The 15,186-nt window shown below is 62.2% G+C and carries 14 protein-coding genes and 1 pseudogene; 9 read left to right on the top strand and 6 right to left on the bottom strand.

Annotation, left to right across the window (positions count from 1 at the left end; translation table 11 throughout):
• Positions 1 to 189: 189 nt before the first annotated feature.
• Positions 190 to 891, bottom strand: a complete 702-nt coding sequence (locus VCB98_RS12570) for a hypothetical protein (protein ID WP_346053075.1) — start codon at positions 889 to 891, stop codon at positions 190 to 192.
• Positions 882 to 1,535, bottom strand: a complete 654-nt coding sequence (locus VCB98_RS12565) for a hypothetical protein (protein WP_346053073.1) — start codon at positions 1,533 to 1,535, stop codon at positions 882 to 884. Before VCB98_RS12565 ends, VCB98_RS12570 begins: the two co-directional genes overlap by 10 nt.
• Positions 1,536 to 1,741: 206 nt before the next feature.
• On the opposite strand from VCB98_RS12565, the gene VCB98_RS12560 reads away from it, so the two are divergent.
• From VCB98_RS12560 to VCB98_RS12550, 3 genes are all read left to right on the top strand, one after another.
• On the top strand, positions 1,742 to 2,410 hold the full coding sequence (locus tag VCB98_RS12560; protein WP_346053071.1) for a hypothetical protein: 669 nt from the start codon (positions 1,742 to 1,744) through the stop codon (positions 2,408 to 2,410).
• Positions 2,411 to 2,785: 375 nt separating this feature from the next.
• On the top strand, positions 2,786 to 3,304 hold the full coding sequence (locus VCB98_RS12555) for a hypothetical protein (RefSeq protein WP_346053069.1): 519 nt from the start codon (positions 2,786 to 2,788) through the stop codon (positions 3,302 to 3,304).
• 160 nt (positions 3,305 to 3,464) lie between these two features.
• Positions 3,465 to 4,304, top strand: coding sequence for a glutaredoxin family protein (locus VCB98_RS12550; RefSeq protein WP_346053067.1), 840 nt, complete (start codon positions 3,465 to 3,467; stop codon positions 4,302 to 4,304).
• Between the two features lie 64 nt (positions 4,305 to 4,368).
• Here VCB98_RS12550 and ntrC read toward each other — a convergent pair whose 3' ends face one another.
• The 4 genes from ntrC to VCB98_RS12530 form a co-directional block, all read right to left on the bottom strand.
• A complete protein-coding gene (gene ntrC / locus VCB98_RS12545; protein WP_346053065.1) occupies positions 4,369 to 5,757 on the bottom strand; it encodes a nitrogen regulation protein NR(I) in 1,389 nt (462 codons plus the stop codon).
• On the bottom strand, positions 5,744 to 6,817 hold the full coding sequence (glnL, locus tag VCB98_RS12540) for a nitrogen regulation protein NR(II) (protein WP_346053063.1): 1,074 nt from the start codon (positions 6,815 to 6,817) through the stop codon (positions 5,744 to 5,746). Before glnL ends, ntrC begins: the two co-directional genes overlap by 14 nt.
• A gap of 155 nt (positions 6,818 to 6,972) precedes the next feature.
• Positions 6,973 to 8,388 (bottom strand): glutamate--ammonia ligase, encoded by a 1,416-nt coding sequence (glnA, locus tag VCB98_RS12535; protein ID WP_346053061.1) that lies wholly within the window; start codon positions 8,386 to 8,388, stop codon positions 6,973 to 6,975.
• 277 nt (positions 8,389 to 8,665) lie between these two features.
• Positions 8,666 to 9,313 (bottom strand): peroxiredoxin, encoded by a 648-nt coding sequence (locus VCB98_RS12530; protein WP_346053060.1) that lies wholly within the window; start codon positions 9,311 to 9,313, stop codon positions 8,666 to 8,668.
• A gap of 254 nt (positions 9,314 to 9,567) precedes the next feature.
• On the opposite strand from VCB98_RS12530, the gene glyQ reads away from it, so the two are divergent.
• The 6 genes and pseudogenes from glyQ to pilA5 all read left to right on the top strand — a co-directional run.
• Positions 9,568 to 10,500, top strand: a complete 933-nt coding sequence (gene glyQ / locus VCB98_RS12525) for a glycine--tRNA ligase subunit alpha (RefSeq protein ID WP_346053058.1) — start codon at positions 9,568 to 9,570, stop codon at positions 10,498 to 10,500.
• The gene (gene glyS, locus VCB98_RS12520) at positions 10,493 to 12,586 is read left to right on the top strand and encodes a glycine--tRNA ligase subunit beta (RefSeq protein ID WP_346053056.1); all 2,094 of its coding nucleotides are present in this window, start codon (positions 10,493 to 10,495) and stop codon (positions 12,584 to 12,586) included. The genes glyQ and glyS overlap by 8 nt, the downstream gene beginning before the upstream one ends.
• A 234-nt stretch (positions 12,587 to 12,820) precedes the next feature.
• Positions 12,821 to 13,399 (top strand): D-glycero-beta-D-manno-heptose 1,7-bisphosphate 7-phosphatase, encoded by a 579-nt coding sequence (gene gmhB / locus VCB98_RS12515; protein ID WP_346053054.1) that lies wholly within the window; start codon positions 12,821 to 12,823, stop codon positions 13,397 to 13,399.
• The gene (locus tag VCB98_RS12510) at positions 13,399 to 14,193 is read left to right on the top strand and encodes a lysophospholipid acyltransferase family protein (protein WP_346053052.1); all 795 of its coding nucleotides are present in this window, start codon (positions 13,399 to 13,401) and stop codon (positions 14,191 to 14,193) included. The genes gmhB and VCB98_RS12510 overlap by 1 nt, the downstream gene beginning before the upstream one ends.
• Before the next feature lie 140 nt (positions 14,194 to 14,333).
• Positions 14,334 to 14,795 (top strand): prepilin-type N-terminal cleavage/methylation domain-containing protein, encoded by a 462-nt coding sequence (locus VCB98_RS12505; protein ID WP_346053050.1) that lies wholly within the window; start codon positions 14,334 to 14,336, stop codon positions 14,793 to 14,795.
• Positions 14,796 to 15,090: 295 nt separating this feature from the next.
• A pseudogene (pilA5, locus tag VCB98_RS12500) lies at positions 15,091 to 15,186 on the top strand (type IV narrow pilus major component PilA5); the annotation flags it as partial.

The following is a 15,186-nucleotide window of genomic DNA, read 5'->3' as shown; positions in this document are numbered from 1 at the left end:
AGAGAAAAAATCCCGTTGGCTGCGGGCGCGAATGAATTAATCAGAGGTTCCTTAGGGCAAAGGCGCAGTATAACCCGGCATAGGTCCCGGGGCCGAGGTATTGATTAGCAGCTCTCTATGGACATGCTGTAAGCGATTCGGGTCAGATAATGAAAGAATGCCATGGATCAATCGAAGCTCCGCCAGGAGCTAGCCCTTCTGCGCAATTCGTTGAATTCGCTGAAAAAGCGCTTGTGTTCTGGCTGATTGTTCCCGCGTAACGCTTTCCAGTGCATACTCAAAAGAGGACTCCGACAAGAAATCAGAAAAATGTCCTGCAATGTATTGCCTGAATTCCATGTTCTGAGCGGCGATCTCTACCTCGACTTCTGGTCGACCATCGAGGAGAGTCAGAATGTCCTCAATGTCCCGGCTGGCGAGAAAGTCTCCATCGCCACGCCCGAGGAAGGCCTCAATCTTCGTTGCGAGGAAGAATGGCGGAGAGACGATATGGATTTTCGTGCCTGTTCTGATTTTATGCCTGAAGGCTGACCTAATGGCGTCCGGATACCAGCGGTTCGAGAACGTCAGGATATTTTCGTCAGTCGGCATGATGTCGACTGTCAGGTCGTCCAGTGACCAACGGCAGATAACCTCTTCGTTCATCGATTCGCGGAACCCTCTCTTCCGGAGAGATTCTTGTAGTCGCACGTAATCCGCAAAGCCGATCACGTCAACAATAAGGTCAATATCCTTGGTTGCCCGGATAGTTTCCCTCACGATCGGGTCGCTCACCAATAGACCAGTTACGCACCCTCCAACGAAGGCCATCCGATTGCATAACCTGGCTCCCAAGCGATTGGCAACGTGAGCAATTTGCTCTTCAAGGTCGTCCGAGACATTCATAGCCAACTCAGTTCCTTCTTTAGCTGTTCTATGGCGAGATTGCGCTCTCTGGCCTGCCCAGAGCGGATGGAGTCAAACAGCGCGAGGAGTCCGTAAAGGATTGGATCCCCCTTGACCGAAGTGACGACTGCCTCATTAAGCGGTACCAGCACTGTTCCCTGGGTATTGCCAAAGGGGTCGGGCCAGACATAAATCTGGCTTCCGGCAGAAGACAAGTGATCTGATAGGACAGGGGCAGCAAAGCAAGTTGGAAGCCCCCTTGCCTCAGCTTTATATTCCGTCGGAAACACGTATTTGGCGCCATGAATCAAAAATTCCTCCAGAGCCGCTGCATTAGGGAGGATTTGATGGTTGCGCGGGCTTCTGCGCAGCAGGCCTCTGGCCAGTCCCCCGTGAATGGCCCGGTTGCAGGCGGAAAGGCTGATGTTCAGGGATTTGGCTAAGTCACGATGGGTCCAGTTGGTCGCTGAAACCTCTGCGTGAATGGGAGGGATGCCATGATCTATGCTCCACGGCTGCCAATCGCCATCCTGCTCGTCTGGCAGCCTGATTGCGAATGCCTTGGGAGCGATATCCTTGCTTGCCCGGCGGGCTTCATGGATGCCGAGGCTGGCCAATTTCATGGCGACAAGCAATTCTTGACTCTTCATTGGCCAGCACCCCTTGACTGTTTCTTGTTTCAGAACAAGAAACAGTGTTGATCAGGGAGGTTTTCTTTGTCAAGAAGCCCCGCGCCTGATGTCGCGCTGCCCCCAAGCGCAGCAATGGACGGGCCCTTGACATCACCTGAGCGCGCCAATCGTGTGCCATCCACACGCCCCCGCAAGCTGCTATTCTCTTCTCCATGGAGTCATTCATGGCCACAACCCCGGTCCTGATTCTCTTCGGCCTCTGGCTGCTGCTGGGCCTGTTCGCCATCCTGCTGATTTTTTCCGGTGTGAAATGCTTTTGGCACCGCAAGCCGGTGGGCGGCTGCTTCCGGCTATGCTGCGCCCTGGCGATCGGTGGCGGCGCCGCCACCCTGGGGGCCCTGGGCCTGGCCCTGCAGACCTATGACCGCCTTACCCACGAGCAGGCCGCGGTGGTCCTGGCCTTCCAGCAAACCGATGCCCAGCGCTACACCGCCGAGCTGCGCTTCCCCGAGGGCGCGACCCTCAGCCTGGAGCTCATGGGGGATGAATGGCAGCTCGATGCCCGGGTGCTGCGCTGGAAGGGGCCGGCCATCGTCGCCGGCATGGACAGCCTGTTCCGCATCGAGCGCCTCTCGGGTCGCTATGCCGCCATCGACCGCGAGCGGGACGGCCCTCGCAGCGTGCATGCCCTGCACCCCGAGCCCCGCACGCTGGACCCCTGGGTCCTGGTCAACCGTTATCCCGACCGCGTGCCCTGGGTGGACGCCATCTACGGCAGTGCCACCTACCTGCCCATGGCCGATGGCGCCGAATACGAAGTCGTGGTCACCCAGACCGGCCTCGCCGCCCGCCCCCTCAACGAACCTGCCCGCCGCGCCGTGCGTAATTGGTGAGGGACAAGCTTGGCCTCGCGCAGAGGTCGCCAAGGACGCAGAGGGGTTGGGCCCCGCGGGGTTTGCTTGCCGTGCCGATTCGGTCGGGACGGTGCCAGCTTGAAGGCGGGCTGGGTCTCGCGCAAAGACGCTAAGGCGCTAAGAAAAACAAAAGATTTCTTTGCGTTTTTGCGTGAGGCAGATCTTTTGAATTTCCAGGCCTAATCCCGTCGGAGCTCGCGGAGGTTGCCCCGCCAAGGGCCCGAAAACGGCCCTCCGAACGAATCTGGAGAGAATCTATATGAGGGTTGTATTTTTTTTTCGGTTAAATACGCTTCTATTGGCCCAAGCATCTTGGGTTTTTTTTATCAGAATCAATAAGGAGGGGGTATATTCATGCCGTCACAACGCTTTCGTCTAGCAATCATTGCCTTTATTACTACCGTGGTATTCGCAGGCGTAGGGAGTACGTTTGCGACTTCGCCTGGAAGCGATTCTTCGAAACTCCAACCAAACACACCAATCATCAACTCCATGGACGAGTTGACTGAGTACGTATACTCCGATTCGGTGGCAAACAATCCGATTGCCAATCTGTCACACGAAGCACAGGCCCGATTCCTGGCCGGCATCACTTTTTCTGATGATGGTGTATCAGGCTTGTATATAACCGATCTCGTCAGAGAGCTTCCTGCCTCTCAGCTCTATGAACTGTTGTCACTATTTGGTTTAGAAAACGCTGTCGCACAGATCCATGGTGTTCGAGTTGAGACTGCTTTGGATAAGGCCATTGTGGAGGGGCAAGTCGGTCTGTTGAGCGATGGGAGCAGGGACTGGTTCAAGGAAGGATACAAATGTGATGGCCCAGGGAGTTGTGTAGCAGATAGTGCCTATCTGTGTACGATTAACTGCTAGGCTGATTTCGCACTGCCAGCTGGTCGCCCTTGCTTGTGGGCGGCCAGCATCAGAAAAGGGTTAAATTATGACGCGCTGTCGTTTCAATGGCCTTGTGCTTATCGCTGTCGTGCTTTTTGTCGCGCCGAACGCGGCATTGAGCGCTGATGGAGAGCGGGGGATGGCAGATGACTATGATCGTCTGCTTGATGCATCTCGTGTCGACTTTGATACGCCGGATGCCGAACGGATTCGGAGAATTCGGGACGCATATGAATCAGCTTTTTCAGAACTCTATAAGAAGCTGAGTGTTGCAGAAGGAGCCATTGCCGATTCCGACCTCAAGGTGCTTTTCGATGCCACCTACCAGGTGATCTTTTATACCGGCAGGTCAATCTACCTGGATAAGTTGATCGCTATTTCCGAAGAATTGGAGGCGCGTGGGATCCAGTCTGATTACCATGTGAATCATCTTCACCGGAGTGCAATCGTCTCCAATGAGCTGGAGATCGCTGCGGCGCTGCAGCGCCAGCATCCTGATTTGGATCTCGAGGTTGTTCCGCCGACGATTCCCTCTGAGGGATCGAGGCAGGTTTGGAGACTTGAGGAAAATAGAGATGGGGGACATTACCTTGCCTCAGCCGAGACCCCTATCAGCGAAGATTTGACATTGGTGATGTTGGCCAGTCCGCAGTGTGGTTTTTCCCGGCGGGCCGCCGAATCATTGACCGAGAACGGCGCATTATTGGAGCGCATCGATGCCGGTCTGCTTGTCCTGAAGCCGCCCCATATCCGGCTGGGCCTGGAGGGGGTGCGTTACTGGAATGATGCCTATCCACAGCTTGAGCTGTCGCTGGCTCATTCCAAGGACGATTGGCCCTTGTTCGATTATTGGTCGATCCCGACTTTTTACTTGCTGAATGGCGAACGGGTCGTGGAAACGATTCGAGGTTGGCCTAGTGATAAGCGCCTGACAGAGCTGGAAGCCGCCCTCGAATACCACGGGTTCATCGGTCAATAACGCCCTACTTTTCTCTGCGCCCTTGGCGTCATTTGCGCGGGGCCAATCTTTTGAATTTCCCAGCCTAATGCCGTCGGAGCTTGCGGGTCAGGGTGTTGCGGCCCCAGCCGAGGAGGCGGGCGGCCTGTTGTTTGTGGCCGCTGGTTTTCTCCAGGGCCCAGTCGAGCAGGGTCGCTTCCAGTTGGGTTGTGGCCTGATCGGCCAGGCCCACTCGGCCCTCGGCGTGGGCCTGTTCAGCCCAGTCTTTCAGGGCGGCGGTCCAGTCCTGTTCGCCGCTGGGATCGTCGGCTCCCAGCTCGGGGGCCGGCAGGCCGTCGGCGTCCACCGTGGCCGTGGGCGACATCACCGTCACCCGGCGGCAGAGGTTCATCAGTTCCCGCACATTGCCCCGCCAGGGACGCTGCTTGAGCGCGGTCAGGGCCTTTTTCGTGAAGCGCCGTGCCGGCAGGCCGGTTTCCTCGGCGGCGCGGGCGAGCAGGTGTTCGGCCAGCCGCGATATGTCCTCCGGGCGCTCGGCCAGGGGCGGGATGTGAATGCGGATCACGTCCAGGCGGTGGTAGAGGTCCTCCCGAAAATCGCCCTCGGCCACCCGCCGGCCCAGATCCTGGTGGGTGGCGGCCAGCACCCGGACATCGGTCCGGATCGGCTCATGACCGCCCACCCGATAGTATTCGCCCTCGGACAGCACCCGCAACAGACGCGTCTGCAGGGCGGCGGGCATGTCGCCGATCTCGTCGAGAAACAGGGTGCCGCCGCGGGCCTGTTCAAAACGCCCGGCCCGCCGGCCCACCGCGCCGGTAAAAGCGCCTCGCTCATGGCCGAACAATTCCGATTCCAAAAGCTCCGCCGGGATGGCGGCGGTATTCACCGCCACGAAGGGGCCACTGGCGCGGGGGCTGTTCTCGTGCAGGGCCCGGGCCACCAGTTCCTTGCCGGTGCCTGATTGGCCGGTAATCAGCACACTCATCTCGCTGCGAGACAGCCGACCGATGGTGCGAAAGACATCCTGCATCGCCGGGGACTCACCCACCAGGCGGGAGCCGGCGGCGTCGGCCCTGGCCGGACTCGCCGCTGTCTCGCCCTGCTTTGCCTGCAGCCCGCGATCCACCAGCGCGGTGAACTCGTCCAGGTCAAAGGGCTTGGGCAGATACTCGAAGGCGCCCCGTTCGTAGGCGGTGACCGCCATGTCCAGATCGGTCTGGGCGGTGATCAGCAGGACCGGCAGTGCCGGCCAATGCTGGGCAAGCCATTCCAGCTCGCCGAGTCCGTCCTGGCCCGGCAGGCGCACATCCATCACCACCAGTCCCGGCTGCTCATCGGCCAGTGCTGCCCGAAAGCTTTCCGCATCCGGAAAACTCCGCACCGCCCGCCCGGCATCGCCCAGGGCTTCTTCCATGACCCAGCGCAGGGAGGCGTCATCCTCAACGATCCAGACGCGGTCACTCATCGCCATTCCCTCCCAGGGGCAGATAGATGCTGAAGCAGGTGGCGCCGGGCCGGCTGTCCACTTCGATCAGGCCCCGGTGGCGGGCGATCAGCTCGTTGGCAATGGCCAGGCCCAGGCCGTCGCCGTCCTTGCGGCCCGAGACCAGGGGGTAAAACAGGCTGTCCCGGAGTTCCGGCGGAATGCCCGGTCCGTCGTCCTCGATCTGCACGCACAGCGCCAGGCGATGCCGTCGCCCGGCGAATGTCACCTGTCGGGCGGCACGAGTCCTGAAACGAATAACACCACTTTCGCTAATGGCCTGGAGGGCATTGCGGGCGATATTGAGAAAGACCTGCACCAGCTGGTCACGGTCGGCGAGCACCTCGGGCAGGCTGGGATCATACAGCCGCTCAATGCGTACCCCCGCCGCCGCCTCCGCCTCGACCAGGCTGTGGACGTGCTCCAGGGGTTCGTGGGTGTTGAGTGCCCGGCGGTTGAGGCGGTCGGGGCCGAGCAGGCGGTCCACCAGTGCCCCCAGGCGGTCCGCCTCGGCCAGGATGATGTCGGTGTGACGGCGCAGGGCGGGATCCTTCAGGCGCCGGGCCAGGAGCTGGACTGCCCCGCGCATGCCGCCCAGGGGGTTGCGGATTTCATGGGCCAGACCCCGCACCAGTTGCCGGGCCGCGTCACGGCGGCCCTGCTGCAGGCTCTCATCCATGATCCGGCGAGGCCGCTCCCGGGAGACCAGCTCCATCAGCAGGCTGTCGTCCTCCAGCCGCGTGAACACTGCGTCCACCATCTGCTGGCCCCGGTTGCCCGGCAGGGTCAGTTGGCAATCGCGCAGGCTGACCCGTTCACGCTCACCGATCGCCCGGCTCACCGCCTGGCGCATGGCCTCGGTTTCGGCAAACAGATCCTCCGCCCGCGGTCGCCGCCCGCCCAGCAGGCTGATCCCGAGCAGATCCTCGGCCGCCGGATTCAACCAGCCAAGCCGCGACTCGCCGTCAAACCACAATACCGCTGTGGCCGCGGATTCCAGCAGGTTGCGCGGGACATGGGGTGGGGCAGATGCACTGGGATAGCTCATTGCACCAGGATTGTGCAGGAGCAAGGAGCAAGGAGCAAGGCGGCGGGCGCCAATGCGTTAGGGGTGAGGGGAGAGGGGTTAGGCGTGGGGAGCCAGGGGCCCCTCACCCCTGACTCCTCACCCCTAACCCAGCCTTTAATCGGCCGACAGGCCGCTTAAAGGCTGTAATACATGTCGAATTCCACCGGATGCGCGGTCATGCGCAGGCGGGTGACATCTTCCATCTTCAGATCGATGTAGGCATCGATGACATCGTCAGTGAACACCCCGCCTTGTTTGAGGAAGTCCCGATCCGCGTCCAGGGCCTTGAGGGCTTCTTCCAGTGAGAAGGCCACTTCCGGGATGTTCTTGCCTTCTTCCGGCGGCAGGTCGTAAAGATCCTTGTCCAGTGCCTCGCCCGGATGGATCTTGTTCAGGATGCCGTCCAGGCCGGCCATCATCAGCGCGGAGAAGGCAAAGTAGGGGTTGCCGGTGGAATCCGGGAAGCGCACTTCCACCCGGCGCGCCTTGGGATTGGGCACGTAGGGAATGCGGATGGAGGCCGAGCGGTTGCGGGCCGAATAGGCCAGCTTCACCGGCGCCTCGAAGCCCGGCACCAGTCGCTTGTAGCTGTTGGTGGAGGCATTGGTGAAGGCGTTCAGGGCCTTGGCGTGCTTGATGATGCCGCCGATGTAGTAGAGCGCGGTCTCGGACAGGCCGCCGTATTCATCACCGGCGAACAGGTTCTTGCCGTCCTTCATCAGCGACATGTGCACATGCATGCCGGAGCCGTTGTCGCCGACGATGGGCTTGGGCATGAAGGTAGCGGTCTTGCCGTAGCCGTGGGCCACGTTCATGACCGTGTACTTGAACAGCTGGGTCTCGTCGGCCTTGCGCACCAGGCTGTTGAACTCGGTACCGATCTCGCACTGGCCGGCGGTGGCCACTTCGTGGTGATGGACCTCCACCTTGAGGTTCATCTCTTCCATGGCCAGGCACATGGCGGCGCGGATATCGGCCAGCGAATCCACCGGGGAGACCGGGAAATAACCGCCCTTCACGCCCGGGCGATGACCGAAGTTGCCGTCCGCATAGATGCGCTCGGAATTCCAGTCGGCTTCCTTGGAATCGATTTCATAGAAGGCGCCGCTCATGTCGGCCCCCCAGCGAATGTCATCAAAGATGAAGAACTCGTTCTCGGGGCCGAAATAGGCGGCATCGGCGACACCGCTGGACTGCAGAAAGGCCTCGGCGCGACGGGCCAGGGAACGGGGGTCACGCTCATAGCCCTGCAGGGTGGCCGGTTCGATCACATCGCAAACCAGGTTCAGGGTCGGCTCCTGGCGAAAGACATCGACCACGGCGGTGGCCGGGTCCGGGCGCAGGATCATGTCCGACTCGTTGATCCCCTTCCAGCCCTGGATGGAGGAGCCGTCGAACATCTTGCCTTCCTCGAAGACCTCCTCGTCGATCTCCCGGGCGGGCAGGGTGACGTGCATTTCCTTGCCCTTGGTGTCGGAGAAGCGGAAATCCACGAACTTGATGCCCTTCTCCTCGATCAGCTTGATGACTTCGGCAGCGCTCTGCGCCATGACGAATTCTCCTTGATGGTTAGGCAATGAAAACAGTATGGCAGCTTGTCAGCAGAATTCATGCCAGCGCTTGTCAGCGCCCGTTCCCATGGGCTTTTCGCGCCGATCGCGCCCGACGCGGACTCCGCGATTGGGCTGATGTGGTGCATTATCTGCACCGCTCTGGTGCGCAGTGGTTCCGGTCACGCCTGTCGCCGTGGCGGCAAAAAGAAAGCCCGCCCGGCTGGGCCGGGCGGGCTGCTGCTTCACCGCTGCTGGCGGTGGTGCGGGTGGTTGCCTAGACGGCCTTCTTGCAGAAGTACCAGTCGGTGCACTCATACTCGTCATTCTGGACCCGAGCGGCGGCTTCCTCGGCGGTGGCCGGCGGGGGCACGATCACCTTCTCGCCCGGCTTCCAGTTCTCCGGCGTGGCCACGCCATGCTCGGTGGAGGTCTGCAGGGACTTGACCAGGCGCAGGATCTCCTCCACCGAACGGCCGTTGGTCATCGGATAGTAGAGCATGGCGCGCAGCACGCCTTCCGGGTCGATGATAAAGGTCGCCCGCACCGCGGAGGTATCCGACGCACCCGGGTGCACCATGCCGTAGGCCTTGGCCACGGCCATGGACAGATCGGCAATGATCGGGAAGGGAATGGTCACACCGAACTTCTCTTCGATGTTCCGAGCCCAGGCGATGTGTGAATAGTGGCTGTCGATGGACAGGCCCAACAGCTCGGTATTGAGTTCCGCGAACTGGTCCGCCGCCTTGGCGAAAGCGACGAATTCAGTGGTGCACACCGGGGTGAAGTCCGCCGGATGCGAGAACAGCACCAGCCACTTGCCCTTGTAGTCCTCCAGGGTCTTGCGGCCGTGTGTGGTGGGGGCGTCGAAGTTCGGGGCCCGCTCATTGAGACGGGGCAGGCTGACAGTGTTTTCGGTTTCCATCGTGATCACCTCATTGGCTTGCTTGTGGGGGGAAGCATCAGGGCGTTTCCGCCTGACTTGCGATGTACTTTAGCGAGCACTGATATAAAAAGTAAAATGAATTGTTTTAACGATATTGATAATTAAAGGCTATTGTCCGGGGTGGCCATTGCCATCCCGCTGTAGAAGGTCTCAGGGCTTCCCGGCAGGCAAGCCTCCGCTTGCTTTATAATGTCGCGTTTTGTTTTGACCGCAATCATTCAGGGCGATCTTCCATGACCGATATTGCCGCGCCGCCGGAGACTTTTCAGGACTTGGTTCTGCGTCTCCAGAGCTACTGGGCCGAACAGGGCTGTGTCCTGATGCAGCCCTATGACATGGAGATGGGGGCAGGGACCTTTCACCCGGCCACCTTCCTGCGTTCCCTGGGCCCGGAGCCCTGGTCCGCGGCCTATGTCCAGCCCTGCCGCCGGCCCACCGACGGCCGTTACGGCGAGAACCCCAACCGCCTGCAGCACTATTACCAATTCCAGGTGGTGATCAAGCCCTCGCCGCTGGAGATCCAGCAGCTTTATCTGGGCTCCCTCACCGCCCTGGGCGTGGACCCGCTGGAGCACGACATCCGCTTCGTGGAAGACAACTGGGAATCCCCCACCCTGGGCGCCTGGGGCCTGGGCTGGGAGGTGTGGCTGAACGGCATGGAAATCAGCCAGTTCACCTACTTCCAGCAGGCTGGCGGCCTGGAATGCCGTCCGGTGACCGGCGAGCTGACCTACGGCCTGGAACGTCTGGCCATGTACCTGCAGCAGGTGGAATCGGTCTATGACCTGGTCTGGACCGATGGGCCCCACGGCCGGGTCAGCTACGGCGATGTCTTCCTGCAGAACGAGGTGGAGCAGTCCACCTACAACTTCGAGCAGGCCGACACCCAGGCCCTGTTCGCCGGCTTCGAACAGGCTGAGGCCGAGTGCCGTCGCCTGCTGGAACTGGAGCTGTCGCTGCCAGCCTATGAAATGGTCCTCCGCGCCTCCCACCAGTTCAATCTGCTCGACGCCCGCCACGCCATTTCCGTGACCGAGCGCCAGCGCTACATCCTGCGGGTCCGCAACCTGGCCCGGGCGGTGGCGGAGAATTATTACGCGCGTCGGGAGGCCCTGGGCTTCCCGCTCTGCCGCGAAGACAACAAGGGGACCGCCAGCAATGCCTGATCATCGCAGCCTGCTGATCGAGATCGGTACCGAGGAACTGCCGCCCAGTGAAGCGGCCGGCCTGGCTCGTGCCTTTGCCGAGCAGCTCAACCGCGCCCTGTCCGACAACGACCTGTTGGCCGACGAGCAGGCCGGGGCGGCGGAATGGTTCGTTTCGCCGCGCCGCCTCGCCATGCGCCAGGCCGGCGTGCTGCCGCGCCAGCGTGACCGCGAGGAAGAGCGTCTCGGCCCGGCCGTGGACAAGGCCTTCGACGGCGACGGCAAGCCCACCAGGGCCGCCGAGGGTTTCGCCCGCTCCTGCGGGGTGAGCCTGGATCAACTGGAACACAAGGCCACCGACAAGGGCGAGCGCCTGGCCTGGCGACGCACCATCCGCGGCGAGCCCGCCGAGCACATCGTGCCGGCGCTGGCCGATGAGGTTCTGCGCAAGCTGCCGGCCAAGCGGCGCATGCGCTGGGGCGATGGCGATGTGGAATTTGCCCGCCCGGTGCACTGGGTGGTCTGTCTGCTCGACGACAAGCTGGTCCCCGGCCAGATCCTGGGGGTGGAGACCGGCCGCCACAGTCGCGGCCACCGCTTCCACCACCCCGAGCCCCTCGATATCGCCAATGCCGACAGTTATGAGCCGGCGCTGAGCAAGGCCAAGGTCTTCCCCGACGATGCCCGCGGTGCACTAAAGGACCATATCCGCCGGGGGGTGAGCGAACTGGCCGAAAGCCTGGACGGTACGGCCGAGCTGAATGAAGCCCTGATCGCCGAGGTCGCCGCCCTGGTGGAATGGCCGGTGCCCATGGCCGGGCGTTATGAAGACCGCTTCCTGGCCCTGCCCGACGAGGTCATCGTCGCCACCCTGGAAGGTCATCAGCGCTACTTCGCCCTGCGTGATCGGCAGGGCGCGCTCAAGCCCGGCTTCATCACCGTGGCCAATATCGAAAGCACGGACCCGGAAACCATCCAGACCGGCAATGAGCGGGTGATCAGCCCGCGCCTGGATGACGCCATGTTCTTCTGGACCACCGACCGCCAGAAGAAGCTGGCCGACCGGGTCGCGGGCCTGGACGATGTGCTGTTTCAGAAAAAGCTCGGCAGCCTGGGTGACAAGCGCCGCCGGGTGGAAAAACTGGCCGCCGGCATCGCCGGGGAACTGGGCGCCGATATCAAGGCCACCGAACGGGCCGCCACCCTGGCCCGCTGTGATCTGCTCACCGAAATGGTCGGCGAGTTCCCGGAGCTGCAGGGCATCATGGGCGGGCATTACGCCCGCGAGGACGGCGAGGGCGACAAGGTCGCCGACGCCATCCGCGACCAGTACCGCCCGGCCCAGGCCGGCGACGCCCTGCCCGAAACCGCCGAGGGCCTGGCCCTGGCCATCGCCGACCGCCTCGACACCCTGGTGGGCAGCTTCGCCGCCAATCAAAAGCCCTCCGGCAACAAGGATCCCTTCGCCCTGCGCCGCGCCGCGCTTGGCCTGCTGCGGATGATGGTGGAGCGCGACCTGCCGCTGGACCTGGATGCCCTGATCCGAAGCGCCGGTGAGACCCTGCCGGAAGGTCTGTCCATGAGCGAGGAGCTGCACCAGTCGGTCTTCGAATTCCTCATGGATCGGCTGCGGGCCTGGTACCGTGAGCGGGGTGTGCGCCCCGAGGTCTTCGAGGCGGTGGCCGCCGTGCGGCCCACCCGCCCGGCCGATTTCGATCGCCGCCTGCAGGCGGTCAGCCGCTTTCTGGAACTGGAGGCCAGTGAATCCCTGGCCGCGGCCAACAAACGCATCGGCAATCTGCTGCGCAAGGCCGCCGAAGACGGCGAGACCGTCGAGGGCTTTGATGCCGGCAAACTGCAGGAAGCGGCGGAACAGACCCTGGCAAGCGAACTGGACAGGGCCGCCCGCGCGGCCGAGGCCGAGTCGGACTACACCCGCCGCCTGGAAATCCTTGCCGGCCTGCGTGAGGCGGTGGACCGCTTCTTCGACGACGTCCTGGTCATGACCGACGACGCCGACCTCAAGCGCGCCCGCCTCGGCCTGCTTGCCGCACTACGGCAATCGTTCACGACAGTCGCGGACATCTCTCGGCTGCAGACGGGATAGAATTTGAGCTACGAGCTACGAGCTACGAGCTACGAGCTACGAGCTACGAGCTACGAGCTACGAGCTACGAGCTACGAGCGTAGGGCGCTTCGCGCCCTTTGGCACTGGCGCTGAGCGCCCCCAGCAACAGCTCGCCGCTCGTAGCTCGAAGCTCGCAGCCCCTAGCTAACAGGCACGGCCCAGCAGGCCACCGACGAGTCAGCCAGAAAAAACCAAAGAGGACCGCCAACCCCAATGCGCCTAGTCATTCTCGACCGCGATGGCACCATCAACGAGGAATCCGACGACTACATCAAGTCGCCGGAGGAGTGCCATATGCTGCCGGGGAGTCTGGAGGCCATCGCGCGCCTGAACCGGGGCGGCTGGCGGGTGGCGGTGGCCAGCAACCAGTCCGGCCTGGGTCGGAGCCTGTTCACGCCCAGTGACCTGCTGGGGATTCATAACAAGATCCAGTCCCTGCTGCGCGGCCACGGCGGTGAGATCGATGCCTTCTTCTTCTGTCCCCATCACCCGGACGATGCCTGCGATTGCCGCAAGCCCCGGCCGGGCATGCTGCACGATATCTCCCGCCGTTTTCAGACCAGCCTCACCCATGTGCCCATGATCGGCGACAGCGAAAAGGATATCGATGTCGCCCGCGCCGCCGGTGCCCGCCCCATTCTGGTGCTCACCGGGCGGGGCGAGGAAACCCGGGAGCGTCTCGAACGGCGGGGGATTCTGGAAGAAGTGGAAGTCTTCGAGGATCTGGCCGCCGCCGCCAATCATCTGCTTGGCGAGCATGGCGAAGTCGACGAGGACGGAGCCGAGTCCTGATGCAGTTATTGCGTAGCGCCCTGTTCAACACCCTGATGGCCCTCAGTGTCATCCCCTGGGTGATTGCACTGCTCTGCCTTATGCCCTTCGGTCAGCGCGTGCGTTTTCTCATCCCTCAGAGCTGGGCCCGGCTCCAGCTTTTTCTGCTACGCCACATTTGCCGCCTGGATTACCAGGTGGAGTATCAGGGCGAGGTCCCCGACGGCCCCTGTATTACCCTCTGGAAACATGAATCCGCCTGGGAGACCCTGTGTCAGCTCGACATCTTCCGCCGTCCCCAGTCCTGGGTGCTGAAACGGGAGTTGTTGTTCATTCCCATGTTTGGCTGGGGCCTGGCCCTGCTCAATCCGATCGCCATCAATCGTGGTGGTGGCCGCCGGGCGGTGGAGCAGGTGGTCAGCCAGGGCAAGCAGAAGCTGGCCGACGGCAGCTGGCTCATGATCTTCCCCGAAGGCCACCGCATGGCGCCGGGCAAGACCCGTCGCTATGGCCGCAGTGCCGCCATCCTGGCCCGGGATACCGGCGTCCCGGTCATCCCCATCTGCCACAACGCCGGCGATTTCTGGGGTCGTGTGGAGTTCATTAAACGCCCCGGCACCATCAAGGTCATCGTCGGCGAGCCCATCGATCCCAGCGGTCTGACCCCCGCCGAAATCAATGAAAAGGCCCAGCTCTGGATCGAATCCCGCCTCCGTGAGATCAGCCCGCAACGGGACTACGAATACCCCAAGGCCGAAGAGGCTGTCCGCGCCGTCCGCCAGCGTAACGCCAGGCAGGCCTCCAACGACGCCTGAAGGGGCGGGCCCGGTTTGCCGGCGCTTCCGAACCGCCCGGCGCCGTCTTTTTTACATAAGAATATTGAGAATTCGGCCCAAATCCGTTTATTCTGCGCCCAGATATTCACAGGCGCCTTTTGCCGCCCAAGGATTGCCGGATGACTCAGGGTCGCAGGGAGCAGGGTTTCACGCTGATCGAATTGACCGTGGTGCTGGTCGTTGTCGGCCTGCTGTCAGCCGTGGCCGTGCCGCGCTTCATTGATCTCAGCAGTGAGGCCGGGCAGGCGGCGGTGGACAATCAGGCCCGCGCCCTCATCTCCAACAACCAGATCAATCTGGCGGCCTGCGAGGCGGGCTCGCCGGAGTGTGTGGACATCTCCGTGACCGGCGGGGAGGCCTGCGAGCAGGCCATGGCCAGCTTCCTGCCCGAGGTGGACCTGGACCGCTACGCGGTCAGCAATATTTCCTCCGATACCCCGGTGGCCGAGTGGCGCGACGAGGTCGGCCCGGGTCAGGCCCTGTTCTGGGTCGATCGCTTCCTGGGTCCCAGCGAGCCGCCCGGTTCCTGGGAAAACGCCGATTGGAATACCACCCAGCCCTGTCTGCTCGAACGGATCTAGGCGGCTCGATCAGCCCGGCAGCATCGTACCCTGGCCCCGGAACCTGCCACCCCGCCGGCCTTGGTCGTCACGGACCGTTCGCCCCGACAATCCGGCCGCCGGTTGGGCAGTGACGACCTTTTATCCCCAAAACTGCTCCATTTGCCAATATTTTTACATAAGCTGCTTGTCATTCTTGGCAAAAAAAGGCTAAGCTTCATGGTAAGCCCCAGTGGCGGCTGCGGCCGCGGTTGGGGCCGCCAATCCATGCAAGACAAAGCGACCGGCCGCGGTCGGTCCGAATGAGGTGATTGAGATGCAAAACGCAAAAGGTTTTACCCTGATCGAACTCGTCGTGGTGCTGGTCATCCTCGGCATCCTCGCCGCCGTGGCCGTGCCGCGGTTTATTGAT

The organism is Natronospira elongata, from assembly GCF_034931365.1.
Classification (GTDB): domain Bacteria; phylum Pseudomonadota; class Gammaproteobacteria; order Natronospirales; family Natronospiraceae; genus Natronospira; species Natronospira elongata.
Note: the sequence above shows the minus strand (reverse complement) of the source record. Positions and strands in the feature narration are given on the sequence as shown.

Coding starts and splice junctions, on each gene's coding strand:
- VCB98_RS12565 (WP_346053073.1), bottom strand. CDS start 1,535: ATGAAGAGTCAAGAATTGCTTGTCGCCATGAAATTGGCCAGCCTCGGC.
- VCB98_RS12560 (WP_346053071.1), top strand. CDS start 1,742: ATGGCCACAACCCCGGTCCTGATTCTCTTCGGCCTCTGGCTGCTGCTG.
- VCB98_RS12555 (WP_346053069.1), top strand. CDS start 2,786: ATGCCGTCACAACGCTTTCGTCTAGCAATCATTGCCTTTATTACTACC.
- VCB98_RS12550 (WP_346053067.1), top strand. CDS start 3,465: ATGGCAGATGACTATGATCGTCTGCTTGATGCATCTCGTGTCGACTTT.
- ntrC (WP_346053065.1), bottom strand. CDS start 5,757: ATGGCGATGAGTGACCGCGTCTGGATCGTTGAGGATGACGCCTCCCTG.
- glnL (WP_346053063.1), bottom strand. CDS start 6,817: ATGAGCTATCCCAGTGCATCTGCCCCACCCCATGTCCCGCGCAACCTG.
- glnA (WP_346053061.1), bottom strand. CDS start 8,388: ATGGCGCAGAGCGCTGCCGAAGTCATCAAGCTGATCGAGGAGAAGGGC.
- VCB98_RS12530 (WP_346053060.1), bottom strand. CDS start 9,313: ATGGAAACCGAAAACACTGTCAGCCTGCCCCGTCTCAATGAGCGGGCC.
- glyQ (WP_346053058.1), top strand. CDS start 9,568: ATGACCGATATTGCCGCGCCGCCGGAGACTTTTCAGGACTTGGTTCTG.
- glyS (WP_346053056.1), top strand. CDS start 10,493: ATGCCTGATCATCGCAGCCTGCTGATCGAGATCGGTACCGAGGAACTG.
- gmhB (WP_346053054.1), top strand. CDS start 12,821: ATGCGCCTAGTCATTCTCGACCGCGATGGCACCATCAACGAGGAATCC.
- VCB98_RS12510 (WP_346053052.1), top strand. CDS start 13,399: ATGCAGTTATTGCGTAGCGCCCTGTTCAACACCCTGATGGCCCTCAGT.
- VCB98_RS12505 (WP_346053050.1), top strand. CDS start 14,334: ATGACTCAGGGTCGCAGGGAGCAGGGTTTCACGCTGATCGAATTGACC.